The 24,099-nt window shown below is 49.0% G+C and carries 21 protein-coding genes and 1 riboswitch; of the genes, 12 read left to right on the top strand and 9 right to left on the bottom strand.

All coding sequences use genetic code 11. The annotated features are described in order from the left end of the window. Positions 1 to 34 precede the first annotated feature (34 nt). The 5 genes from QYC28_RS09000 (at position 35) to fni (ending at position 4,997) form a co-directional block, all read left to right on the top strand. On the top strand, positions 35 to 373 hold the full coding sequence (locus QYC28_RS09000) for a hypothetical protein (RefSeq protein ID WP_190278045.1): 339 nt from the start codon (positions 35 to 37) through the stop codon (positions 371 to 373). Positions 374 to 490: 117 nt separating this feature from the next. Beyond that, positions 491 to 1,792 carry a carboxyl-terminal processing protease CtpC gene (gene ctpC / locus QYC28_RS09005; RefSeq protein ID WP_286625427.1) on the top strand — a complete coding sequence of 434 codons (1,302 nt, stop codon included), beginning with the start codon at positions 491 to 493 and terminating at the stop codon, positions 1,790 to 1,792. A 23-nt stretch (positions 1,793 to 1,815) separates the two neighbouring features. Continuing rightward, the gene (locus QYC28_RS09010; RefSeq protein ID WP_190278046.1) at positions 1,816 to 2,706 is read left to right on the top strand and encodes a cation diffusion facilitator family transporter; all 891 of its coding nucleotides are present in this window, start codon (positions 1,816 to 1,818) and stop codon (positions 2,704 to 2,706) included. Between the two features lie 56 nt (positions 2,707 to 2,762). Continuing rightward, on the top strand, positions 2,763 to 3,899 hold the full coding sequence (locus QYC28_RS09015) for a geranylgeranyl reductase family protein (protein ID WP_302680066.1): 1,137 nt from the start codon (positions 2,763 to 2,765) through the stop codon (positions 3,897 to 3,899). Between the two features lie 69 nt (positions 3,900 to 3,968). Next, positions 3,969 to 4,997, top strand: coding sequence for a type 2 isopentenyl-diphosphate Delta-isomerase (fni, locus tag QYC28_RS09020; RefSeq protein ID WP_226971936.1), 1,029 nt, complete (start codon positions 3,969 to 3,971; stop codon positions 4,995 to 4,997). Here the strand turns inward: fni and QYC28_RS09025 are convergent. Further along, positions 4,994 to 5,704: a DUF2232 domain-containing protein gene (locus QYC28_RS09025; protein WP_149820125.1), complete on the bottom strand. Its 711-nt coding sequence runs from the start codon at positions 5,702 to 5,704 to the stop codon at positions 4,994 to 4,996. The genes fni and QYC28_RS09025 overlap by 4 nt on opposite strands. 161 nt (positions 5,705 to 5,865) lie before the next feature. Here QYC28_RS09025 and egtC point away from each other — a divergent pair, with 161 nt between their 5' ends. The 7 genes from egtC (at position 5,866) to QYC28_RS09060 (ending at position 13,347) form a co-directional block, all read left to right on the top strand. Then, positions 5,866 to 6,627, top strand: coding sequence for an ergothioneine biosynthesis protein EgtC (egtC, locus tag QYC28_RS09030; RefSeq protein ID WP_286668629.1), 762 nt, complete (start codon positions 5,866 to 5,868; stop codon positions 6,625 to 6,627). Positions 6,628 to 6,634: 7 nt separating this feature from the next. After that, complete coding sequence (locus QYC28_RS09035; protein WP_286625436.1) at positions 6,635 to 7,747, top strand: SUMF1/EgtB/PvdO family nonheme iron enzyme; 1,113 nt, start codon at positions 6,635 to 6,637, stop codon at positions 7,745 to 7,747. 162 nt (positions 7,748 to 7,909) lie between these two features. After that, positions 7,910 to 8,326, top strand: coding sequence for a hypothetical protein (locus tag QYC28_RS09040; RefSeq protein WP_149820131.1), 417 nt, complete (start codon positions 7,910 to 7,912; stop codon positions 8,324 to 8,326). A gap of 130 nt (positions 8,327 to 8,456) precedes the next feature. Continuing rightward, positions 8,457 to 9,983, top strand: a complete 1,527-nt coding sequence (locus QYC28_RS09045) for a peptide ligase PGM1-related protein (protein ID WP_149820133.1) — start codon at positions 8,457 to 8,459, stop codon at positions 9,981 to 9,983. A 35-nt stretch (positions 9,984 to 10,018) separates the two neighbouring features. Then, a riboswitch (cobalamin riboswitch) is annotated at positions 10,019 to 10,160 on the top strand. 32 nt (positions 10,161 to 10,192) lie between these two features. Beyond that, on the top strand, positions 10,193 to 11,215 hold the full coding sequence (locus QYC28_RS09050) for a sirohydrochlorin chelatase (RefSeq protein WP_302679342.1): 1,023 nt from the start codon (positions 10,193 to 10,195) through the stop codon (positions 11,213 to 11,215). A gap of 73 nt (positions 11,216 to 11,288) precedes the next feature. Further along, on the top strand, positions 11,289 to 12,923 hold the full coding sequence (locus QYC28_RS09055) for a 2-isopropylmalate synthase (protein WP_149820138.1): 1,635 nt from the start codon (positions 11,289 to 11,291) through the stop codon (positions 12,921 to 12,923). Then, entirely contained in the window at positions 12,904 to 13,347 is a 444-nt protein-coding gene (locus QYC28_RS09060) for a hypothetical protein (RefSeq protein ID WP_286625441.1), read from the top strand. The genes QYC28_RS09055 and QYC28_RS09060 overlap by 20 nt, the downstream gene beginning before the upstream one ends. Before the next feature lie 4 nt (positions 13,348 to 13,351). Here QYC28_RS09060 and QYC28_RS09065 read toward each other — a convergent pair whose 3' ends face one another. From QYC28_RS09065 to QYC28_RS09100, 8 genes are all read right to left on the bottom strand, one after another. Continuing rightward, complete coding sequence (locus QYC28_RS09065; RefSeq protein ID WP_302679344.1) at positions 13,352 to 15,700, bottom strand: polysaccharide biosynthesis tyrosine autokinase; 2,349 nt, start codon at positions 15,698 to 15,700, stop codon at positions 13,352 to 13,354. Positions 15,701 to 15,717: 17 nt separating this feature from the next. Beyond that, a complete protein-coding gene (locus QYC28_RS09070; RefSeq protein WP_302679345.1) occupies positions 15,718 to 16,734 on the bottom strand; it encodes an NAD-dependent epimerase in 1,017 nt (338 codons plus the stop codon). A 27-nt stretch (positions 16,735 to 16,761) separates the two neighbouring features. Continuing rightward, positions 16,762 to 18,039, bottom strand: a complete 1,278-nt coding sequence (gene tviB / locus QYC28_RS09075) for a Vi polysaccharide biosynthesis UDP-N-acetylglucosamine C-6 dehydrogenase TviB (RefSeq protein ID WP_315863185.1) — start codon at positions 18,037 to 18,039, stop codon at positions 16,762 to 16,764. Positions 18,040 to 18,108: 69 nt separating this feature from the next. Then, a complete protein-coding gene (locus QYC28_RS09080) occupies positions 18,109 to 19,263 on the bottom strand; it encodes a glycosyltransferase family 4 protein (RefSeq protein ID WP_302679346.1) in 1,155 nt (384 codons plus the stop codon). 1 nt (position 19,264) lies between these two features. Further along, positions 19,265 to 20,269: an EpsG family protein gene (locus tag QYC28_RS09085; RefSeq protein ID WP_302679347.1), complete on the bottom strand. Its 1,005-nt coding sequence runs from the start codon at positions 20,267 to 20,269 to the stop codon at positions 19,265 to 19,267. Between the two features lie 71 nt (positions 20,270 to 20,340). Further along, positions 20,341 to 22,299, bottom strand: a complete 1,959-nt coding sequence (asnB, locus tag QYC28_RS09090; RefSeq protein WP_302679348.1) for an asparagine synthase (glutamine-hydrolyzing) — start codon at positions 22,297 to 22,299, stop codon at positions 20,341 to 20,343. A gap of 3 nt (positions 22,300 to 22,302) precedes the next feature. Further along, positions 22,303 to 23,133: a bifunctional 2-polyprenyl-6-hydroxyphenol methylase/3-demethylubiquinol 3-O-methyltransferase UbiG gene (locus QYC28_RS09095; protein ID WP_302679349.1), complete on the bottom strand. Its 831-nt coding sequence runs from the start codon at positions 23,131 to 23,133 to the stop codon at positions 22,303 to 22,305. Between the two features lies 1 nt (position 23,134). Beyond that, the gene (locus tag QYC28_RS09100; RefSeq protein WP_302679350.1) at positions 23,135 to 24,097 is read right to left on the bottom strand and encodes an IS4 family transposase; all 963 of its coding nucleotides are present in this window, start codon (positions 24,095 to 24,097) and stop codon (positions 23,135 to 23,137) included. Between the last annotated feature and the right edge of the window lie 2 nt (positions 24,098 to 24,099).

Raw genomic sequence — 24,099 nt, forward strand, 5'->3', positions numbered from 1 at the left:
GACGAGGATGTTTTAGTGTAAGCGCCTATTACTTATGAAATTATTCTCTTTAATCCTAATTAGTAGCAGCTTAGCCACTAGCCTGACGCTGCCAGCAGGGGCCATTTCCCAACCCTACCCCCCAGTGGCGGTGAATAGTTTTATGGATACCTGCATCGAGCGTGGCCGCCGATCGGCTCCCCTTGTGCCCCGTTCAATGATGGGTAACATTTGTCAGTGCTCCATCAACTACATTCAACAGCGATTGAGCTACACTGATTTTCAAACCCTTGATCCCAACGGCGGTCAACCGCAATCTCCTCGCCAACAGCGGGCACAGCGGGTTCTCGATGAAAGTGTGAACTACTGCATTCGCCAGCAACTGGGGGTCTAGGCACTTTTGGAGCCTGCTGAGCGTCGGAAAATTTAGCCTGCGATCGCCAACGGCCAAGGCAAGTCTTTGTGCTAGATTGGGCGTAGGCTAAAGGATCGACAATTTAGGACGAATCATATGGGCATCACACACCGCACGCTCGTTGTCAGTACGACAGTGGTTATGACGGCATTAGTTGCTGTCACGGGTGCGGGTCTGCACTGGTCCCGTAGCCTAGCAGGTTTTCGCCAAAGTCCTAAGGAACTGGTGGATGAAGTGTGGCAGGTCATTGACCGCGAATACGTTGATGCCACCTTCAATGGCAATGACTGGCGTGCCGTGCGGCGGGAATTTCTCTCTCGAAACTACACCAAACCCGAGGATGCTTACAAGGCAGCACGGGAAATGCTCGAGAAGCTCAATGATCCCTACACCCGCTTTATGGATCCGGAGCAGTTTCGCTCTATGCAAATTGAAACCTCTGGTGAACTCACAGGGGTAGGTATCACCATTACCCAGGACGAAAAGACCAAAGAAATCACCGTGGTTTCCCCCATTGAAGGGAGTCCCGCCGCTGAGATGGGTTTAATGGCCAAGGATGTGATCCTGAAAATTGATGGCAAATCCACCAAGGGCATGGATCTCAACCAAGCTGTCAGCATGATCCGTGGCCCTGTGAATACAAAAGTGCGCCTGACGATCCAGCGGGGCGATCAAATCTTGAATTATGAGATCACCCGTGCCCGCATTGAAATTCATCCTGTTCGCTTCAGCCTACGCCAAACTCCCCAAGGCCCTGTCGGCTATATTCGCCTTGTCACCTTTAGCTCCAATGCAGCAGCAGAAATGCGCGCCGCCATTCGGGAGTTAGAAAAGCAAGGCGTTGAAGGCTATGTTTTGGATTTACGCTCCAATCCGGGTGGCCTACTCTTTGCCAGTGCTGAAATTGCCCGCATGTTTCTACCGCAGGGCGATATTGTCTCTACGGTCAATCGCCAAGGGGAAGCAGAACGCTTACGCGCCGGTCGCGGCTTCTTGACCAATAAGCCCCTTGTGGTTCTCATTGATGGCGGCTCGGCCAGCGCCAGCGAAATCCTCGCAGGTGCCCTACAGGATAATGGCCGTGCCGTGTTGGTGGGAACACGCACCTTTGGGAAAGGCTTGGTGCAGTCCGTCCAGCCCGTGGGGGAAGGGGCAGGGATTGCGGTAACGATCGCCAAATACTTTACCCCCAGTGGTCGCGATATTAACAAGAAGGGCATTGAACCCGATATTGAAGTCACCCTCACGGAGCAGCAGCGGGAACAACTGACGCGCGATGACATTGCCACCGATCGTGATCCTCAATTTACACGGGCGCTAGCGGTTCTCAATGAACGCATCCTAGTGGAGCGACGCAACACCCAATCAGCGCGTCCTCCCCAGACAGCCAATCCTTAAGTTCACTCAGTTAGGTGAGCACCGTGGCCGACCACCGCCGACAAGCCCAGCGGGTATTGTTCTTGGCGCTAGGGGTCAATGTTGCCCTGACGGCCATTAAAGCCATTGTTGGTGTTCTCAGTCACTCATTGAGTTTACAAGCCGATGCCCTGCATAGCTTGACCGATGCCGGGAGTAGCATCTTGGGCTTAGTGGCCATGCAGTGGGCTAACCCCCATCCCGATCGCGACCATCCCTACGGTCACCAAAAGTTTGAAGCCCTCGGTGCATTGGGGATTGCCGCCTTTCTGGGCATGGTGTGCTTTGAGATTTTACAAAGTGCGGTTGAGCGCCTGCTGCATAAAAGCAGTGCCGTGACGATCACAGGGGCAGAACTGTGGATTGTGATCCTTGTCCTTGGCATGAATATCGGCCTTACTCTCTATGAACACCACATGGGGCGCAAGCTGAATAATTCCGTGCTCATTGCTGATGCCAAGCATACCCTGAGCGATGTCTGGACAACGATTATTGTTCTTTTGGGGCTGATTGGGGTGTGGACCTTCAACTGGGCCTGGTTGGATGTGGTGTTGGCATTTCCCGTCGCGGCCCTTGTGTTTTGGAGTGCGTGGGAAGTCCTCAAAAGCAACATTCCTTGGCTGGTGGATGAGATGGCGATCGCCCCCGAAGCCATCCATGAGCTAGTGATGACCGTGCCCGGTGTGGTTAATTGCCATGACATTAGCTCGCGGGGAATGGTGGGACGGCAAGTGTTTATTGAGATGCACTTAATTGTCGAGGCGGAAGATATTCCCACGGCCCATGACATTACCGAGCAAATTGAAGCTCTGCTCCAAGACCGCTATGGACCGGCTCGCATTGTCATCCACGTCGAACCCCCCGACTACGAATCCAGTCAGATCAGCTTCTCTTAGGTGATTTTTGTTATTTTTTGAGCATCTGTGCAAAGCAACTGAGGAGTGACCCTGTGGTGTACGACTGCATTGTTGTTGGTTCAGGCCCTGCGGGCGGTGCAGCTGCCTATCACTTGGCTAGGCGAGGCCGGCGGGTGTTGGTTCTGGAAAAGGAAGCTCTGCCCCGCTACAAGCCCTGTGGGGGAGGTGTGTCGCCCCAAGTGCAAGCTTGGTTTGACTTTGACTTTACTCCTGCTATCTCGCTGAAGCTGACGCAAATGGTCTGTACGTGGCAGGGTGGGGAAGCGCAAGTGCTAGAACTGCCCCCAGAGCAAGCGGTGTGGATGGTGCGCCGCGATGTCTTTGATAATTTTCTGATTCAACAGGCCCAGCAACAGGGGGCGCAGGTAGCGGCTCAAACTCCCGTTATAGGTCTAACGTGGGGGGGCGATCGCTGGCAGGTGCATACGCCCAAGGGGGATTTCACAGCGCAGTATTTAATTGGCTGTGATGGTGCCAAAGGTTCAATGGCCAAGTGGTTGGGATTCCAACATCGTCAGCAGCGTATAGGAGCAGCCATTGAGGTTGAAGCAGCCATGCCCAATCATGCCCTGAGGGCAGCCCACTTTGACTTTGGTCGCGTTCACAATGGCTACATTTGGAACTTTCCTAAACGGGAGGGCTACTCGATTGGTGTGGGCACGTTTTCCCTAAAACGCAAGCAAAATCTGAGGGCGATCGGGGCAGCATATGCTGAAACCTTTGGCGTTGATTTCAGTCAAGTCAAGGTCTATGGCCACCCCCTCTACTGTTGGCAGCGGCACCAGCGCCTGCACACCCAAAATGCCCTCCTTGCCGGGGAAGCCGCCTGTATCGTTGATCCGTTTACTGCCGAAGGCATTCGTCCCTCACTGTTGACCGGAATGCTAGCTGCCCAAGCGATCGATCGCGCCCTCAATGGTGATCCAGAGGCTCTCGCAGACTATTCCCGTCAAGTCCAACAGGCGTGGGGAGCAGATATGGTCTGGGCAAAACGTCTAGCGACTCTTTTTTATCGGATGCCCCACATGGCCTATGAAGTGGCTATCAAACGTCCCAGCGCGCTGCAACGGATGGGGCAAATTCTCTGCGGTCAGTTGCGTTACCGCGATGCAGCAGCCAATGGCCTGAAATTGTTGGCAGCGGGGTTGAGAGTGCCGACGGTTTTCCGTTAATGCCGATAGGGATGCTCCCTGAGCTGCCTTCTATAATGTTGGTGCAGCCTAACTTTAGGAACACGAGTGGTGAGCAGTCCCATTGAGCAGCGCAAGGCGGAGCACCTCGAGCTTTGTATTCAAGGTGATGTCAGTCATCAAGAAATCACCACCGGTTTCGAGAAGTATCGCTTTCGCCATTGTGCCCTGCCCGAACTGGACTTTGCCGAGATTGATCTGAGCGTCGAGTTTTTGGGCTGGCGACTCGCTGCCCCCCTGCTGATTTCCTCCATGACCGGTGGCACCCCCCAAGCGGGAGACATCAATCGCCGCTTAGCCCGGGTGGCGCAACAAAAGGGAATTGCCATGGGTGTCGGTTCCCAGCGAGTGCTGCTGGAGCATCCAGAGGTGGCGACCACGTTTGCCATTCGTCAAGAGGCACCCACTATCCCCCTCTTAGCCAATCTTGGCGCGGTGCAGTTGAACTATGGCTGTGGCGTCAATGAATGCCAAAAGATTATTGATCTCCTAGAGGCGAATGCCTTGATTTTGCACCTCAATCCCCTACAAGAGGCCGTCCAAACGGGGGGCGATCGCAACTTCAAGGGACTGTTGACGAAAATTGGTGTTCTCTGCCGTGCCCTACCGGTGCCTGTAATTGTGAAGGAAGTGGGCAATGGTATCAGTGCCGACGTGGCCAAGCAACTCGTGGAGGTGGGTGTAGCCGCTATTGACGTGGCGGGGGCAGGGGGAACCTCTTGGGCCAAGGTGGAAGCGGCGCGTGCTCAGGATGGGCGTCAGCAGTACCTCGGAGCAGCCTTTGCCGAATGGGGTATGCCTACGGCGCAGTGCTTGGAGCAAATTCATCCTGCCCTACCAGATACGCCCCTAATTGCCTCTGGCGGACTTCAAAATGGCATTGATGTGGCCAAGGCCCTTGCCCTCGGTGCTAGTCTTGCCGGTTTAGCGCGCCCCTTTTTGCAGGCCGCCCATCAATCAGAGGAGACACTTGCGCAACGCATTGATTTTATCCTTGAGGAATTGAAAACCGTGCTGTTTTGTACCGGCAGTGCCACCCCCCAAGCCCTCTATCAGCGCCGCTGTCTCGAAAGGATCTAGCGGGGGTCTTCAAGGATCGTGCGCAGCCACGGGGGCGGATCCGGAATCGGATTGCCCAATCGCTCCAACAGTGTCCATGCCAAAATATGCACCACTAAGGCATACACCGTGGACTGGAAAAAGACAAGTAGCAGTGCCACAACTTGGATCAGGGTCACCGTTGGCTCCAGCAGCAAATTCAGATTGACCAGTACCCAATCAATGAAATTCGTGACCTGCTGATTGAAGTAAATCCAGAGGTTTTCCCCGAGCAGAATGGACACAAGGCTAATCTGAAAGAAAAATCCTGCGGTGCCAATCACTGCGCCACTGAGGATGGAACGTCCCCAGCCTTCTTTTTTGGCCCAACAGCCGCCAAAAATGACCCCCATCATGCCGTGGGGCAAGAGAAATTGCAGACTGCGGGGTGGCCCCATCAACACAGAAAGGAGCAAGGCACTGACAATGGCCGCCATCCAAGCGGCGCGGCGATTCCAGCGTAAATAAACGAGGGCGATGGGAATCGGAAAAAACAGGCGCAAGACTGGACCAATGGGCAAATAAAAGTTAATCACCCACAGCAGGGCAGCGGTACTGGCAAGGAAGGCTGTTTCTGTGATCACCAAGGTGCGCTGAATTTGCGATCGCCCCAAGGCTTGGGACTGCTCAGGGGGCACAATGGCTTCGACGTCGGGAAAATCATCCTCTAGGGAATCCGTTGGGTTCATTGATTGCAGATAACCTTTTTTCTCTACACTCTAGCAAGCTTTACTGCCAGCTCTCAAACTGGATATAGCGCCCTGAAAAATCCTTTGCTGAAAGTTAGAATCGGGGGTAAGGTATTCCTATCAAACTTACATGTTAATTTATGTGCCGTCTTTATGCCTATATGGGGCGCAAAACGTCCCTTGCCCATGCCTTGGTGGATGCTCCCCATTCCCTGTTGGTGCAAAGTTATCAACCCCGCGAAATGACGGCGGGACTCTTAAATGCCGATGGCTTTGGGGTGGGCTGGTATGCTGCCCGCCAAGATGTGCCCCCCTTTCTTTATCGGCAAACGATGCCCATGTGGCATGATATTAACTTTACTGAGCATTTAAGCCGCTACATTGAATCTGCCTGTTTTTTGGCCAATGTCCGCAGTGCCACACCGGGTCAACCCGTGCAAATGACGAATACGCAGCCCTTTCGCTGGGGACGCTGGCTGGGGGTGCACAATGGCTTTATCGAGAACTTTCGCCAAACCCTCTACCGCCCTATGCGCGATCGCCTGTCGGATATTTGTTACAACATTGTTGAAGGCTCTACAGACTCTGAGCACCTGTTTGCCCTCTTCTGCAATGAATTGGTGTTGAATCCGCAACTGTCACCGTTGATGGTACTGCGGCAAACACTGCAAATTGTTTTTTCCCTAGCGCAGGCAGCGCGTACCAGTGTTAGTGCCGCCATGATTCTGACTGATGGCGTCTATATTCTCGCCACCCGCTGTGCGCGGGGCACACCACCCCCCACCCTGTACTGGAGTCAGGATGCCGAGAAAATTCAGCTCACCTCAGAGCCGGTAGATCAGCAAACGGAGTGGTATCTTTTACCGGAAAATAAATTGCTGTTGATGAGTTTGCAGAGTGAACCAGAAATTTACGCCTTCTGAGATATCAGTGCCTTTTAATCCCTTGGATCGGGGAACTTTTTGGCAAGCCTTTCAGAACCAGCGGCAATTTACACGCCAACTTGTGGCTGAGTTGAGCGAGGCCGTCCTTTGTGCGCAGCCCCATCCCCTCTATAGCCCTGTGGGATGGCATTTGGGACACATTGGCTACACAGAAGCCTTTTGGCTGTTGCCAGAATCCTCAGGGGTGAGCGATCGCGATCGCTATTGGTATGCCGCCGATGGCCGCCCCAAGGCCGAACGACAGCATCTACCGCCGCGTGGCCAGCTACTTGACTACTTAGCAGAGATTCGCCAAAAGACGGGCGATCGCCTCTACAGCCTTAGCGACGAGCAGTGGCAACGAGAACTCCGCCTCTGGTGGTGGATTTTGCAGCATGAAGCCCAACACAGTGAAACGATGCAAATGGTGCTGGCGATGCAGGGGATTGTGACCACATTACCCCCTAACCTATCGCTGCCACAGGATCACCAACGAATTCCCGCTGGGGGGTATGTCATTGGCAGTGAAGACCTCTTAGCCCTTGATAACGAGCAGCCAGTCCAGAGTGTCGAACTACTTCCTTTTACGATTGATGCGGCACCGCTGACCTGGCGGGAATTTCTCACCTTTGTGGAAGCGGGTGGTTATCAGCGGCGGGAATGGTGGTCCAGCAGTGGTTGGGAATGGCGAGAGGCAGAGGAAATTGCCTCACCGTTTTACCCGATTCCTGAGAACCTAGACTTACCCATGTGGGGACTTAGTTTCTACGAAGCCGAAGCCTATGGCCATTTCCAAGGCAAACGTCTCCCCAGTGAACGGGAATGGGAAATTGCTGCTCAGCAGGGACTCTTGAATCAGGGCTACGTTTGGGAGTGGACGCAAAGTCCCTTTGCCCCCTATCCGGGGTTCCAGAGCTATCCCTACCGGGGGTATTCTGCCCCCTACTTTGATGGCGAGCATTTTGTCCTAAAAGGCGGTAGTCACTGGACGCGCCCCATTCTCAAGCGACCCTCATTTCGCAATTGGTATAGCCGCACCACCCGTGAGGTGTTTGCTGGAGCGCGCTACGTTCACCAAGAAACAATCTCTACACCAAGGGACACTGATGCCCAAATTTGAACATGTTTAGCCTGCACTCTCCCCTCCGCGCGTCAGCAGGTGGTGTGAGCTTCATGTTTTGTGCTGCGGTTCTCATCCATCTTGTGATCGCCTTCACTGGGATTCTTCCTAGGCTCCGCCAAGATTGAATCATCACCCCTTCTCTGGAGCGTGAGCCACATCATGAAACGCTTATCTCTTTCCACCTTGCTACTGCTCACTGGGACACTCACTCAAACTAGCGGAGCTTTGGCTCTACCCACGGCAACGCTGCAAGGCCGCATTTTTTTTGGCGATCAAATGGGCAATGTTGCACCGGCTGCCTGCTCAGCGATTCGAGTTGTTGCTAAACCGCAAAATTTACCGCCCATCAAGGTATTTGCTACTGGTCCTGCCGCTGGTGCTCAGGATGGTCAATGTACCTTTAAGATGACTAATGTGCCAGCAGGTGTTCCCATTGAATTAAGCGCCGTTTACAGCGATTTGCTCTCCTATCCCGAAAAAACGTACCCCAGTCCTGCCGGCAAGTGGCAAAATCCCTTTGTTCTGCGCCCCGCTCAGGTGCATGTCAGGTACATTGAACTTGATGGCAAACCTTAGTTTGTTGGCTATTGAAGCTGAGCAAACGAAGCACCGTTCCTCAGTAAAGAAAGTTTGAACAAGATGACCCCCAAGCGATGAGTGCGACTCAAACTCCCTAAACTAGGGACAAGGGCATAGGGGCGTTTTGATGTCAATTGCTGAGGAATTCCGCCAACTGCAAACGCAACTCTTGGAGTGCTGGGACGGGACAGAAACGTTTATTCCTGAACTGCCCAAGGGTCCCGGCGGTATTGAGCGCGATATTGTGGTGGTGCCTTCCCTGAGCTTTCCCCAACCGGAGCTGGCCAAGATCACCGGCTACACCCACTACGAGGAGCGGCAACTCTATACGCTGATCCAGTTGCGGAATCCGCGTACCCGCATGATCTACGTGACGTCCCAGCCGCTGCACCCCAGCATTATTGACTATTATCTGGATTTACTCCCCGGCGTACCCAGTTCCCATGCCCGCGATCGCCTGCTGCTGCTGGCCACCTACGATCGCTCCGATAAACCCTTGACTGCGAAAATTTTAGAGCGGCCTCGCCTTTTGGAGCGTATTCGTCAAGCCCTGCGTCCCAACCAAGCCTACATGGTGTGTTTTAACTCCACCCCTTTGGAGCGGGAACTGGCGGTACGCTTAGGTATTCCCCTCTACTCGACGGATCCCGACCTCCTCTACTGGGGAACCAAGGCGGGCAGTCGGGAACTTTTTGCGGCCGCAGGCATTCCCCATCCGATGGGCAGCGGTTTTTTGCAGGGGGTACCGGAACTGGTGCGCGCGATCGCTCACCTCCAAGAGAAATCTCCTGAACTGCAACGGGTAGTGGTGAAACTCAATGAGGCTTTTTCCGGAGAAGGCAATGCTCTTCTTGATCTGCGCCCACTGCGCCCCCTTGGCAGCCCACACACCCCCGATCATCTACAACGGATTGAAAATAGCCTAGAGGAGATGGTCTTTCAGGCGCCTAATGAAACTTGGCTCTCCTATCGGCAGCGATTTATGGATCTGGGTGGCATTGTCGAAGCCTTTGTGGAAGGTGCTGTCAAGCGATCGCCCAGTGTCCAAGGCTGCATTACCCCCAAAGGCAGTGTTGAAATCGTCTCCACCCATGAGCAATTACTCAATGCCCCCACAGGTCAAATTTTCATTGGCTGTGAATTTCCCGCCCATGCCGACTATCGCCAACAACTCCAAGAATTGGGGCAAAAGGTAGGGACGTACTTGGCACAGCAGGGGGTGATCGGCTGTTTTGGTGTGGACGTTGTTGCCACCCAGACAACAGCAGGGTGGGAGCTTTACGCCATTGAAATTAACTTGCGCAAGGGTGGTACTACGCACCCCTTTATGACCTTAAAATTCCTCACCGATGGCCACTATGAGCTAGACTCTGGACTGTTTTACAGCAAGCACCGCCGTCCCAAGTATTACATTGCCTCCGATAACCTCTGCCAACCCCACTATCGGGGTCTTTTGCCCAATGATCTCTTAGATATGATTGCCCGCTACCATCTCCACTTTGATTCCAGCACCGAAACGGGCACTGTCTTTCACCTCATGGGGGCACTCTCGGAATTTGGTAAGCTGGGTCTCGTCAGTATTGGCAACACCCCCGAAGAAGCCCAAGCCATCTACAACCAAACCATTGGCGTTCTCGATGCTGCGGCGCTATAAGTCCCTAATGTGCCCACCCCCCGCATAGACAGGGGTCTGAGAATCTCGTTACAATTGGCAACGTTCACTGTGAAGAGCAGCCTGTAGGGAAAATCCAGTGCAAGTCTGGTGCTGTGCCGCAGCTGTGATGGGGAACCCCCCTCAGCCAGAATGCCTACTTGCTGTGGTTCACTCTGTTTGCCTGCGTCGCACGGGCATGGAGTTTCAACGTGGTTGTTACGCTCAACGATTCCATTCTCAATCCCCTCGGTTTTAGCCTCGATTTACCCCCTCTCCCCCAATCTCGACCGCTTTTACTCGTCGGTCATGGGACGCGCGATCCGGAAGGTCGCCAAGCATTTTTGGACTTTGCCCAAGCCTATTATCAACTGGATCCCTGCCGGCCTGTTTTTCCCTGTTTTCTGGAGTTAACGGAACCCTCGATTTTTGAAGTGCTCAGCCAGTGTGCTGCCGCAGGCCATACAGACTTGTCAGTGCTGCCAGTTTTACTCTTTGCTGCTCGCCACAATAAGTTTGATGTCACCAATGAGTTGGATTGGGCACGGCGGGCGTTTCCGCAATTGCGCTATCACTATGGCCGCCACTATGGCATTGCCCCCGAAATTTTAACCCTGTGGCGATCGCGCCTTGAACGCTTGGACACCCCAGAATTTAATCCCCAAGGCATTGGCCGCGAAGAAACCGTTCTCCTAGTGGTGGGACGCGGCTCCAGTGATCCCGATGCCAATGGCGATGTCTTTAAGCTAGCCCGCATGCTCTGGGAAGGCAGTGGCTACAAAACCGTTGAGGTCTGCTTTATTGGCATTACCCATCCCCGCCTACCCGAAGGATTTGGGCGGGCGAATCTTTACCAGCCCCGCCGCGTGATTGTTTTGCCCCACTTCATGTTTACAGGGGCATTAGTCAAGAAAATCTATACCCTTACCGCAGAAGCCCAAGCTGCCTATCCCAGTGTTGAATACGTGAACCTACCGGAAATTGGCCTGCATCCGCAACTATTTTATCTCACGCGGCAGCGGGAAATTGAAACCCATACGGGGCAGGTGGCCATGAACTGTGAAGCCTGCAAATTCCGCTTGGTGGCAGGCCATAGCCATCATCACCACCATCATCAGGATCATGAGCACCCCTCCCACAGCCATGATCACGGGGGGCATCACCCTCACCATGGATCAACCGTGGACTTGGATCACTTGCCCAGTTATCACCAACGCATTTGGCAAGTTCCCTAGACATTGCTTCCCAGCGAAAATGTTAGAGTAGAAATAATTGCTACTCTTTCTCAAGCTTGAATGGGGCTTGTCTATGCGCATTAAATATCCTCCCCAGACCGTTGATCGGGTGTTGATTTTTGATACCACCCTGCGGGACGGTGAACAGTCGCCGGGTGCCTCGCTGAATGTGGATGAAAAACTCACGATCGCCCGTCAACTGGCCCGACTGGGGGTGGATATTATTGAAGCAGGCTTTCCCTTTGCCAGTCCCGGCGACTTTGAAGCCGTACAGCGGATTGCTGAAACCGTGGGCACCGAAACGGGGCCTGTGATCTGTGGCTTGGCTCGTGCCACCCGCCAAGATATTGAAGCCGCCGCAAAAGCCCTCAAACCCGCCTACTATCCCCGCATTCACACTTTCATTGCCACCTCGGACATTCACCTAGAGTACAAACTGAAGAAAACCCGCGCTGAGGTACTGGAAATTGCCCCCGAAATGGTGGCCTATGCCAAGTCCTTTGTGGATGATGTTGAGTTTTCCCCTGAGGATGCCGGGCGTTCGGATCCTGAGTTTCTCTATCAAGTTTTGGAGCGGGTGATTGACGCCGGTGCCACAACAATTAACATTCCCGACACCGTGGGGTACACCACCCCCGCCGAATTTGGTGCCCTGATCAAAGGCATCAAGGAAAACGTGCCGAATATTGATCGTGCCGTCATTTCAGTCCATGGTCACAACGACCTAGGCTTGGCCGTTGCCAACTTCCTTGAGGCTGTGAAAAATGGGGCACGGCAACTGGAGTGTACGGTTAACGGCATTGGGGAGCGCGCCGGCAATGCTGCCCTTGAGGAATTGGTGATGGCTCTCTATGTGCGGCGGCAGTATTTTAACCCCTTCCTTGGCCGTCCCCCTGAATCAGAAGCACCCCTGACCAATATCAACACCCGCGAAATTTACAAAACCTCCCGCTTGGTTTCAAATCTAACGGGCATGCTGATTCAGCCCAATAAGGCGATCGTCGGTGCCAACGCTTTTGCTCACCAATCAGGCATTCACCAAGATGGCGTCCTCAAGCACAAGCAAACCTATGAAATCATGGACGCCCAGCTCATTGGCCTAGCCGACAATCAAATTGTTTTGGGCAAACTCTCTGGTCGCAATGCCTTTGCCACCCGCCTGCGCGAGCTGGGCTTTGAACTCAGTGAAACGGAACTCAACAAGGCGTTTTTGCGCTTCAAGGATCTGGCCGATAAGAAAAAAGAAATCACCGACTGGGATTTGGAAGCTATTGTTAAAGATGAAACCCAAGCCATTGATGTTCAAGGCTACCAGCTGGAATTTGTGCAGGTCTCCTGTGGCGATCGCGCCCGCCCCACCGCCACCGTAACCATCCGTCTGCCCAGTGGTGAGGAGCTGACAGATGCCGCCATTGGCACAGGCCCTGTGGATGCCGTCTATCGTGCCATTAACCGCGTGGTGCAAATTCCCAATCGCCTCATTGAGTATTCCGTGCAGTCAGTGACTGCGGGAATTGATGCCATCGGCGAGGTGACCATTCGCCTGCAACACGGGGATCGCATTTACTCGGGCCATGCCGCCAATACGGATATTATTGTTGCTTCGGCTCATGCCTATATGAATGCCCTCAATCGTCTCTATCGCGGGCTCCAGCAACAACGCCTCCACCCCCAGACCGCTGAGGTTCATGGTGGAACCACTCCCTAAGCCCCTTGAGCGCCATGGCATCTACCCCTGCCCTATTTGCCGCCATGGCCAAATTGTCCCCATGGTGCTCATGGAAACCCATGCCTGTAACTTTTGCCGCCACATTTTTACCCTTGATCCTGAGCGCCAAACGGCTCGCCTTGAAGATGGGGCGATCGCTTTTCGCTGGCAGTGGACAGGTACAGGCTGGCGATCGCTCCACCGCCCCTCTTCTCAGGTCACCGTTGTTGCCCTTGTGTTAGCTATTTTGCTCATCATTTTACCGCCGACACTCATCGGGCTAGCCTATGCCCTGTTTCCGCCCCTAGAAGCAGGAGTTTGGCGCTGGTTTCCCCTGCTTTGGACAGGCCTCACCTTAGCTGCCCATGCCCTACTCTTTGGGCCTGTTTTAATGGCTATTTTGTCCCCCGAAAGGGAGATGTGAAACCTTAGATAGAGAGGGGTGCCACCGCTGACTCAGCAGCACTGTTCTGATAACCTCTGAAATCTCGGTGGTTGACAGCTACACCATTGACGACAATCCCAAGCAGCTTTTGCTGTAAGCTCAGATCGCAAGCCTGCAGGGCCTGAGCAAAGGCTTCGCGTCGCGTTTTCTTTAAGCGCACAACCAAGAGGGCCCGCTCCACCGCTGCCAGAACCCGATGCGCCTCCGCAGCAGCCAAAATCGGCGGCACATCCAGAATCACGCAGTCAAAGGTATCCTTAGCGCCCTCCAAGAAATCAAACCACCGCGCAGAACTCAGCAGTATCATCGGCTCTTGCTGAACCTGACCCGCCGTCAGTACCCAGAGTCTTTCCGCACGATTTGCTAAAAGACTGAACCAGTGGGGAAAAGGCATTTCCCCTTGCAACAACTCCCCTAGGCCTGCGACATTGGGAATGCCAAGTCCTTGATGAATGCTGGGCTGACGCAAATTGGCATCCACCAGTAAGACCCGTTTTCCCATCGCCGCTGCTGCAACCGCAAGGTAAATCGCAAGGGTCGTTTGTCCTTCTTTGCCCACTGTACCCGTTATTGCCAAAGAGCGGGGCAATCCCAACGACTCTAGCTGCGTCAACAGGAAGTAAAAACTTTCCCTAAAAGCAGGTGTGGCACTCGGCAAACGGTGCTGCAATCCCCAGAGCGTCAACGGTGTTTCTAGGCGACTAAAGGCCAATTGATCAAATGTCTTCGTCAGAGGAATCTCGCCAAGAATCGGTAAGGGGGTTTGTTGGCGAATTTGCTCCACTTCCAGAAAGCGATCATCCAACCAATCGAGGATTAGGGCCAAAAGCAGCCCAGACACTCCCCCCAGCATTAAGGCTATCACCAGTGCCACTGATAAACGCTGGGTTACTTGATATTCTTCCTTGTTGTCAATATCTGAGAGGACTCGCCATGTGAAGTCCCGTTGCGCAATCTGCAGCTGGAGGGACTGTCGAGTTTGCAGTAATAACCTTAGAGATTCCTGTGCTGCTGCAAAACGTTGTTCAATCTTGCGGTAAGGATTGGCAAGGCGTATTACTCGCGATATCTCTGCCTCGGTGGTCTGAATTTGGTTGCTTAATTCAGCATCCGCCCTCCGCAGCGCTTCAAGCTCAATTCTGGTCCCTATGTACTTCTCGATTAGAGACCCAGAAACGGCACTTTGATAACCAATCAGCGTTTCGGGTTGACGAACTTGATCCTGATTTCTAATCGTAATCTGTCGAGCTTGCTGTCTGGCCTGCTCTAGCAGTAGTCGCTTTTCTTCCTGTAGCGCTTGCACCGTCGGTGAGTTTTCATTCAGCTTGGCCTGCTCCCCAGCCAGCCTAGTTTCTGCTTCTGTTAATTTTGTTAGCAACTCCTGATAGTTTTGAGAAGCAGCTAGATTGGCGGCAGCAAGTGCCTCAGTAGGAGACAGCCTTAACTGTGTTTCGAGGGAGTTAAACGTTGCCTGAGCCGACTCCAGTTTTACTCTATTTTCATTTCTTGCAGAGATCAAATTATCCAAAAGGCTAAGATAAGTTTCAAGATCGCTCCTGCCAGAGGTTGCAGAGGTAAACTGGGAAGCAACTAGGTCAGGTCGTACTACCCGATTCTGAAAGCGAAATTGGTTAAGTTGATCCTCTAGATCGTCAATTTGACTCAGGGTCTTCTGAATTTCTTGGTTAACATAGCGCAGATTATCCGCTATTTGGTTCTGCTTTTCTTCTTCACTAAATCTTTTTAATTCTTCAACAAGGATTCCTAGGAGTGATTCTATCTTTTCTTTTTCTCTTGCAGAAAATTGGATTTCTATAATCTTTTGACTTGACTGATCTGGTAGCCTATTACCTGAGGTTAGTTTCGCTCGCTGGATTTTCAAGGATCCAATAAAAGATTGATACGAATATTGTTTTGGATCTAGATCAGGATTTTCTACTAAAAATTTCTCATAAATTGGACGCAAAACAATGTCGCTATTGAGGACTTGAACTAAAGTTGCCACATCACCTCTTGTTTCACCTGACAAAATGGGCAGGGATATTAGAGCAAGCCGATGGACTGACTCTAAAGTTGTTCCTGGCCGAGCGCCTGAGGATTGGATAGGTTCAACCTGCACCAACACAGAGTGTCGATAGCTTCTCAAAAAGAGGTAAGAGTATCCCAAAAAGCCAATTGAGACTAGCGCACCTGCCAAGATGCCAACTGCTGAACGCCGCTTCAGCCCGCGAAGTACTTGATCAATGGTCACCTTATCAATTGGCTGCGGCTGCCACAAACTTGGCCGAGAGGCTTCAGAGGGCAACGACAGATGGTTATTTTCACTCGACATAGGGCAAACTCAACTCGTTAGATACCATAGTACTCACGATACCAGTGGACAAATTGCTGTACGCCTATCTCAACAGGAGTTGTGGGTTCGTAGCCTGTGTCTGCCCTAAGTTCGAGCACATCCGCGTAGGTATCGGGGACATCGCCCGGTTGCAGAGGCAGAAGATTTAACTGCGCTTTCTTCCCAAGATAGGTTTCTAAAAGTTCAATATACCGTAGGAGTTCGACGGGGCGGTGGGCACCAATGTTGTAAACACGCCAAGGTGCGAGACTAGTGGCCGGATCAGGATTTTCGCCACTCCATGAAGGGTTGGGTGTGGCAGGTCGATCCAGCACCCGTAGAATCCCCTCGACAATGTCATCAATGTAAGTAAAGTCGCGGCGATGCTTACCATAGTTAAAGACAGGCAACGGTTCATTATTCAAAATGGCTTTCGTAAACTTAAAGAGTGCCATGTCGGGGCGCCCCCATGGGCCATAGACGGTAAAAAAGCGCAGTCCAGTAGTGGGTAGGTCATAGAGGTAGCTGTAGGTATGTGCCATCAGTTCATTGGCTTTCTTGGTGGCCGCATAGAGACTCAAGGGGTGATCAACATTATCGTGAACAGAAAAGGGTAGTTTTTTATTGGCACCATAGACGCTTGAGGTGCTGGCATAGACGAGATGCTCTACCTGATGGTAGCGACAGGCTTCCAAAATGTGGATAAAACCTACAATATTACTGTCAATATAGGCCAAGGGATTCTCAATCGAGTAGCGTACACCCGCTTGCGCTGCTAAGTGGATGACCCGTTGCGGGGCAAAGTCTGTAAAGAGTTGGTTCAACTCTGCGCGATCTACAAGGTCGATTTTTCTAAATACAAATTGCTCACTTGCCGTGAAGGGGTTGAGGCGTTCAAGGCGAGCTTTCTTGAGGTTGACATCGTAGTAGTTGTTGAGATTATCGAGACCAATCACGCGATCGCCCCGCTTAAGTAGTTCCAGTGCTACTGCATTGCCAATAAACCCAGCAACACCCGTCACCAAAATATCCATCTTGATTCCTCAAATGACAAAAAGTAGCTAAAGGCGGCCGTCCACATCTTCCTTCGATAATACCCACTTCACATCATAAAGAACTCCCGGTGTTTTCAAGAGAGCACGAATGCCAGTACTACCCATTTCATGAAACTGCTGGTGGGCAACAGCAATAATGATTCCGTCCCACTGATGAGATAACTCTTCAATAAGGGAAATTCCATATTCTCTCTTGGCCTGTTGGGGATCTACCCAAGGATCGTAAATATCAACCTCTAGGCCATAACTTTGCAGTTCTTTGATAATGTCAACGACACGTGTGTTGCGTAAATCGGGGCAATTTTCCTTAAAGGTTAGTCCCATAACAAGTACACGAGCATTAGGTAAGTCAATTCCCTTTTTGACGAGTAACTTCAGAAATTGCGCTGCTACATAAAAGCCCATGTTATCGTTGATACGGCGACCAGCCAGAATCAGTTCAGGGTGATAATTGCAAGCTGCTGCTTTGTAAGTTAGATAGTAGGGATCAACGCCAATACAGTGGCCACCGACCAATCCCGGACGAAAGGGCAAGAAATTCCATTTTGTGCTTGCAGCAGCTAACACTTCTTCTGTATCAATGCCCAATAGGTGAAAAATAATAGATAGCTCATTCACAAAAGCAATATTAATGTCTCGTTGAATATTTTCAATTACTTTTGCCGCTTCGGCCACTCTAATCGAGCTTGCCTTGTGTGTTCCCGCTGGAATAATTGATGCATATAGGCGATCAACTAAATCAGCAACTTCAGGTGTTGAACCAGAGGTAACTTTTTTAATTGTGGTTAAACGATGGTTATGATCCCCCGGATTTATTCGTTCAGGGCTATAACCAACAAAAAAATCTTGATTAAATTTTAGTTTGGATTCCTGCTCAAGGATGGGAACACAAACTTCTTCTGTTACACCCGGATAAACAGTAGATTCATAGATAACTATAGACTGAGGTGATAAAATCTGACCAACACTCTTGGAAGCTTTTCTTAAAGGTTCAAGATCTGGAACTTTGTAATAATCTATTGGAGTGGGGACAGAAATAATAAAAATATTACATTTTCTTAAATCTTCGAGATCGGTTGTGTACATTAGCAAGGAACACGCTTGCAAATCAGTGTCACTGACTTCTCCTGTTCTGTCATATCCCTGCTTAAGTTCAGCGATACGTTGGCTATTAACATCATAACCAATAGTATAGTACTTCTTGCCAAATTCAACGGCCAAAGGAAGACCAACATAACCTAAGCCAATCACAGCAATCTTAAAAGTATCAGAAAAATTAAGCATCATGCACTCACCTTCGCTAATTTCGGCATCTTTCACTTTTTTGAAAAGAGTTGCAATATCCTAATAAAACTAACATGAACTGAGCAATTTGAGGTATTGAGCATTAATCTTTTTGACATCAAATAAGTCCAAAGCCATTTGATAGCTATGATACCCCATTGAAGGAATCAAACTAGGTTGTTCAATAAATTTCCGCATTGCAGTTATCAAAGCATTCACATCCCGAGGCGGAATAAGGTAACCATTATAGCCGTCAATAACCGTTTCACGGCAGCCTGGCACGTCCGTAGTAATCACTGGTCGACCCATAGCCATTGCTTCTTGCGTACTGCGGGGAACACCCTCACGGTAGGAAGGTAAGACAAACACACTAGTACTGGGTAGATACTCTTTGACATTAGCAAAGCTAAACCACTCAACTATACCAAGCTCTGTAAATTCCTTAATTTGTGCTTCAGATAAGCTCCCCGGATTGCTATCTAGTCCACCAATTAACCAAAATCGAACTTGAGGATACAGAGCTTTTAAGTATTTAGATGCCTCTAAAAACTCTAATACTCCTTTTTCAATGAGTAATCTTGCAACTAAAGTAAATGTTAATGGACGAGAAAAAGGCTCGCAATACGACCATTCTTGAAGATTAACGCCTGTCCCTTTAATGATTAAAGTTTTACAAGGATTTAGGTCACATGCTTGAGTAATTTCATGACAATCATCTTTATTTTGAAAGATAATTTTATCCGCAATAGGTAAGCATATCCTGTATAAAAAAATGAGAATAATCTTCAATTTTTTTGATTTTAATTGATGGTCAGGAGTAAATGCATAACCTAAGCCCGTGAATAATGCAGAGCGGAATTTTATACCAACAAATCTCGAGGCTAGTAATCCCCAAATAATTGGCTTCGAGCTAATAGCCAAGAGACTATCAGCATTAATTTTTTTTATTGTTTTAATAATAGAGAAGAGAGATTTAATTTCTTGACAAGGATTCATGCCATTACGAACAAGGTAAAAATGATGACATATGGCACCTATTTCATTTAATTTTGAAATTTCTGCTTCTGTATAATCTGGAGCTAAACAATGAACCTCAGCACCTGTATGAATTAATTCTAAAATCAAATCTCTTCTGAAATTAATTAACATCTGAGCATTGTTGCAAAGCAATATCAATGACAACCCATCTAGCTTGGGTATTCCATAGTGATCTTTGATTGCCATCTTAAATAAAAGGATACATGCGATAGGGTAACCACGCGAAAGCATGATCAGCAAATTGCAGCCATACCCATAATACTAAAAAACTGTAACCAAGTACTAGAAGCATCCATCGATAAAATATTTCTCGGCTTTGAGTGAGAAAGAGGTAGGGCAGATTTCCTAGAACATAGATCTGAATAGGTATTAGGTACAGCGCAAGGCGATCGGCAGCAGTTGAAGAACCTGTTAGCAAGAGTGCAAAAGAAAAAATAACTAGCCAAGATAAAGCAAGATAAACTTTTGAAGAAGTTCTAAAGAAATTATGCCCTGTATAGTATTCGATTAAAAAAATAGTTGCAGGTAAGAGATTCATGGATAGTCGAATTAAAGCACCTGAAGATGACATCCCTGCTCCGATATAGTGAACTAAAAATCTATCGCTGATGCTAGTAATCGCAATTGCACCAGATAGAGCTATCAATAATAATACTGATATAACTAATATATAAATTATTTTTCCTGTTTTTAGTGCGTCAAATAAAAATATTAATATCGGCACTAATATTAGAAATATTGCTGTCTTATGAAACAGTAATGCCAAAATAAAAAACAGAATTGAATTTATTTTTTTATTGGATTCTAATGCCATTAACGCTAGTAGCTCTAAAGCGATCGCTCCTGCTTGGCGAGTATAGCCCATTGCTACAACAGTCGTTAAGTATGGGAAAGCAACTGTTAAACCCAAGTAAGGATTTTTCAGTTTTTGACAAAAAGCAAATAAACAGCTTGTGTAAATCACTGCAACACATAAGTTTACAAAATAAATTTCCTGATTAAGAGCAGCAGCAATCTTATTAATCCAGTGATAGGCAGGGTCACCAAGTAGAGCTTCAAAGCCTACCCATGGCTGATATCTAGAAGCTTCTAATATATCTATATACGCCAACCAGTCTCCACCAACTTCAAATCTCAGACCAATAAAAGCGACATAAATACTAAAAAGAAATACCCAATACCACTTCGGCATTTCTATAACCGATGGTGTTAGCGTGAGTAAGAAAACAAAGAAATAGGGAAACATATGCTAGGGCTAGATATTCAGAAACAGCGCTCTAACCATGACTGAAACATTAATACTTCCCATAGTTGTCCTGCCCAGTTGCGTTTTCCTGTTTGATGCTCCTGCCAGTATTGCCAAACAAGGTCAGGGTGTAGGTAGCCCTCCTGCTGAAGACGGGTTGGGTTCAATAAAGTTGCTCCCCAATCTCGCAGTTCAGAACGCAACCACTGAGCTAGGGGAATGACAAACCCCATTTTAGGGCGTTCAATCAAAGTTGGGGGGACATAGCGATACAAAAGTTTACGGAGTACCTGCTTGCCCTGCTGCTGTCTGATTTTCATGTCAAGGGGGAGTGTCCAAGCAAACTCAACAATTCGATGATCTAGAAAAGGAATACGGGTCTCAAGACTCACTCCCATGGCGGCGCGATCGACCTTGACAAGAATGTCATCGGGGAGATAGGTCAGCAAATCAAGTGCCATCATATAGGATTCAAAAGGCAGTTGATGGCTCAGTTGGTCAAGCTTTTCTTGGATTAATAATGGTTCTTGACTATTAAGGACGAACTGAGAAGGTAAATCAATCAGTGATAGAAAAGAAAGATAGACTTCTTTGTCAGAGGTCATTTCACAGAGCTTAGCCAGCTTAGCGATTTTATCCCCTATGGTTGTATATCTTAAATTCTGAGGCAGAAAGATACTGAGTCCCCCAAAAAGCTGATCCCATTGTCTAGGGGATAGTTTTTTCAGCAAAGATGCAAGGGTGCGGCGCACTGGTTTCGGCAAGCGTTCTATTTTTCCCCAAATTGCAGGGGTCAAAAGGTACCGTACGTATCCGCCAAATAGTTCATCCCCTCCATCACCGGACAAAGCAACTGTCACCTCTTGGCGCGCAATCATTGGCACAAGATGGGTAGGGATTTGAGAGGAATCAGCAAAGGGTTCGTCGTAAAGGTGGGTAAGTTTGGGAATGACATCCCGCGCCTCTTGACCTGTAAGGTAATATTCAGTGTGATCGGTACCCAAGTGTTGGGCAACTGCTTTAGCATATTGGGCTTCGTTATAGGCATCTTCATAGAAGCCAATGCTAAATGTTTTAACGGGCTGGGAAGAAAGGCTTTGCATTAAGGCTACAACGGTTGAAGAATCTACTCCCCCCGATAGAAAAGCCCCTAGGGGAACATCTGCCAACAGTTGCCCTTGCAAACTCTGCCGCAGGAGATACTCTAATTCAGTAGCGGCATCTGCTTCTGTCCCCTGAAAGGTGTGAGTCAGCCCTTTTTCAATAACGGTTTGCAGTGACCAGTAAGCTTGAGGTGTCCCTTGAATGTTGGGTCTGAGAGATTCAGCAGACCACTGGAGATAGGTACCTGCTGGTAACTTCCAGATATGTTCATAGATGCTGTAGGGAGTCGGAATCCAGCTATAGCGGAAATACAGCGCTAAGGCATCGCGATTAATCAAGTTAGCAAAGGCTGGGTAAGCCCGAATCGCTTTGAGTTCTGAGGCAAAAACCAAGGCTCCATTGACCCAACCGTAGTAGAGGGGCTTTTCACCTATGCGATCCCTAGCTAGGGTTAATGTACGAGTCTTGCGATCCCAAAGGGCAAGGGCAAACATGCCAACTAGCTTTTCTAGGGCTGTGGTCACGCCCCAATGGCTAAAAGCCGCCAGTAGTGTCTCGGTATCGGAATGTCCGCGCCAAGGGGGGGCTGCACCAAGCGCTGTTAACTCCTGACGCAGTTCAAGGTGGTTGTAAATTTCACCATTAAAGACGAGGACATAACGGCCACACGCAGAAACCATCGGCTGATGTCCTGCGGGGGAAAGATCAAGAATTGCTAGACGACGGTGGCCTAGGGCGATACCTGCCGCCTCATCTATCCAGACTCCCTCATCATCAGGGCCGCGATGGGAAAGGGTGCCATTCATCTTGCGGATAGTTGCTGCCCAGTCACCTAAAAAGGCAGCGTTGAGAAAACCAACTAGGCCACACATAGTCTATTCATAAAATTTCGGTATCTCCACCTTCTTATAGCCTAATGCCGTCCAGAATGGAGGACTATCTGAAAATTGAATATTTTCTAATCCAGCTTCCTCAAGCATGTGTTGAATCTCTAATTTTGAGAATCGTTTTTCTAGGGGTGTGCCAAATCGATCTCTAGAGTCAACACGCATTGTATAGAATGTTTTATCTCGATAATAACTAAGTGGTAAGCTATTTACATTGAAGCCAGCTTTTTCAAGAAGATATGATAGTCGAGCCAAAGGAAAATAGATGGCTATAGCAATCAGGTCGGTTAGAAAAATTTTTACTTTATTAGGTAGCCTAGAAATAAACAATCGGGGAAGAATAGTCATATACCACAGACACAGGTACCAAAAAGGTCGATTATCCAGTTTGTAGTAAATATACACAAGAAATGGGGCTTTTGGCTTTAGTAAGGCTACACAAGATTTAATACCTTCAAGTGTATTAGGTATATGATGTAGAACTCCAAGACAATAACCAAAATCTTGGCTGTTAGCCTGTAAATCGATGTTATCAATTGTCGTTTTAAGAAAGTTTATATTGTGGAAGTCTCTTAGCATTGATTGAGCAACTTCAATAGCATCAGATGGTTCAATACAGTTTAGTATGCCTACTCTTGGTGCGACAAACTTTGCCCAACGACCTGTACCACAACCCATATCGAAACCAACTGCATTTGGAGGTAAAATGTCCCATGGGAAAATTCTAAAGTAATCAAGAAATAATTTTTCTAATTCAGATTCACTAACTTCAAGGTGATTAAAGCCAGAAGTGTTGAATTCTGCAACAAAACTTAACATTTTAAGTGACCAGTAGCTCTGGCTGCCAATCAAAGCTCCAATGCACTATTGAGCAGCGACGACTGAGTTCCAGTTGCAAATATCGCAATTTGTCTAATAGCTTCTTCCCAAAGTATTCAGGTATCTCCACCAGCTCTAAAATTAAATAGGCAATTAAAACCATATAAATCTGATTTATCACCCCGTTCAAACTCTTCGTAATCAACTTGTCTAATGATAAATGCATCTTCAGAAATTTCCATAGGTTCTCAATCGCCCACCGATGCCGATATAACTCACTCACTTCCTCATCACTCAGCTCCTTTAGATTTGTCGCTATACGAAACTCCGTTTGATTCTCGTCAAAAAATTGAACCACGCGATATCTCTCATGATTGAGCTTCATTCTCATGTTATTCTTGATACGTACAACAAATGAGCACTTCCTCTCACTCAGTCGCTCTAAAAATTGCCAGCTCGCAAACCCTCTATCCATGATTACAACAGCATTCTCAGGGATCATTTCTAGAATCTCCTCTTGAAAGCTCAAGTCATGTCTCTCCCCAAAAGAAATCACCGCTTTACCCATGATGTTCTCTGTTAAATCAAATCCCGTAAGTAACTTCACTTGATGATATTTATAGAACCAAAAGAGTTTACTGGTCAGGGTAATGATGGTTGAATCGATAGGAAACAGCGTCATGCTTGAAGTACGATGTCTCTTTTGAGCTTGAGACATCAGTTGAGTGTAAATCCCTTCAAATAAGCGGGTTGTCCGAGTTTTGTTGGCTTTGGAAAAAGTGGACATATCCACTGTAATCCCTGCATGATTCAAGCGATAAAATAAGGCTCTCATACTGGTTAACCCTTGGTCGAGAACGTAGGTCAACCAGATTTTGAAGAACAATTGAGAGTTCAGCACGGGGTAGTCACAGGGGCTGAGCCGATTGAGAATGGACTTGACAAGAGTTGCAAAAGATGCCATAG

It is taken from the genome of Thermosynechococcus sp. HY596 (assembly GCF_030518715.1).
Lineage (GTDB): Bacteria > Cyanobacteriota > Cyanobacteriia > Thermosynechococcales > Thermosynechococcaceae > Thermosynechococcus.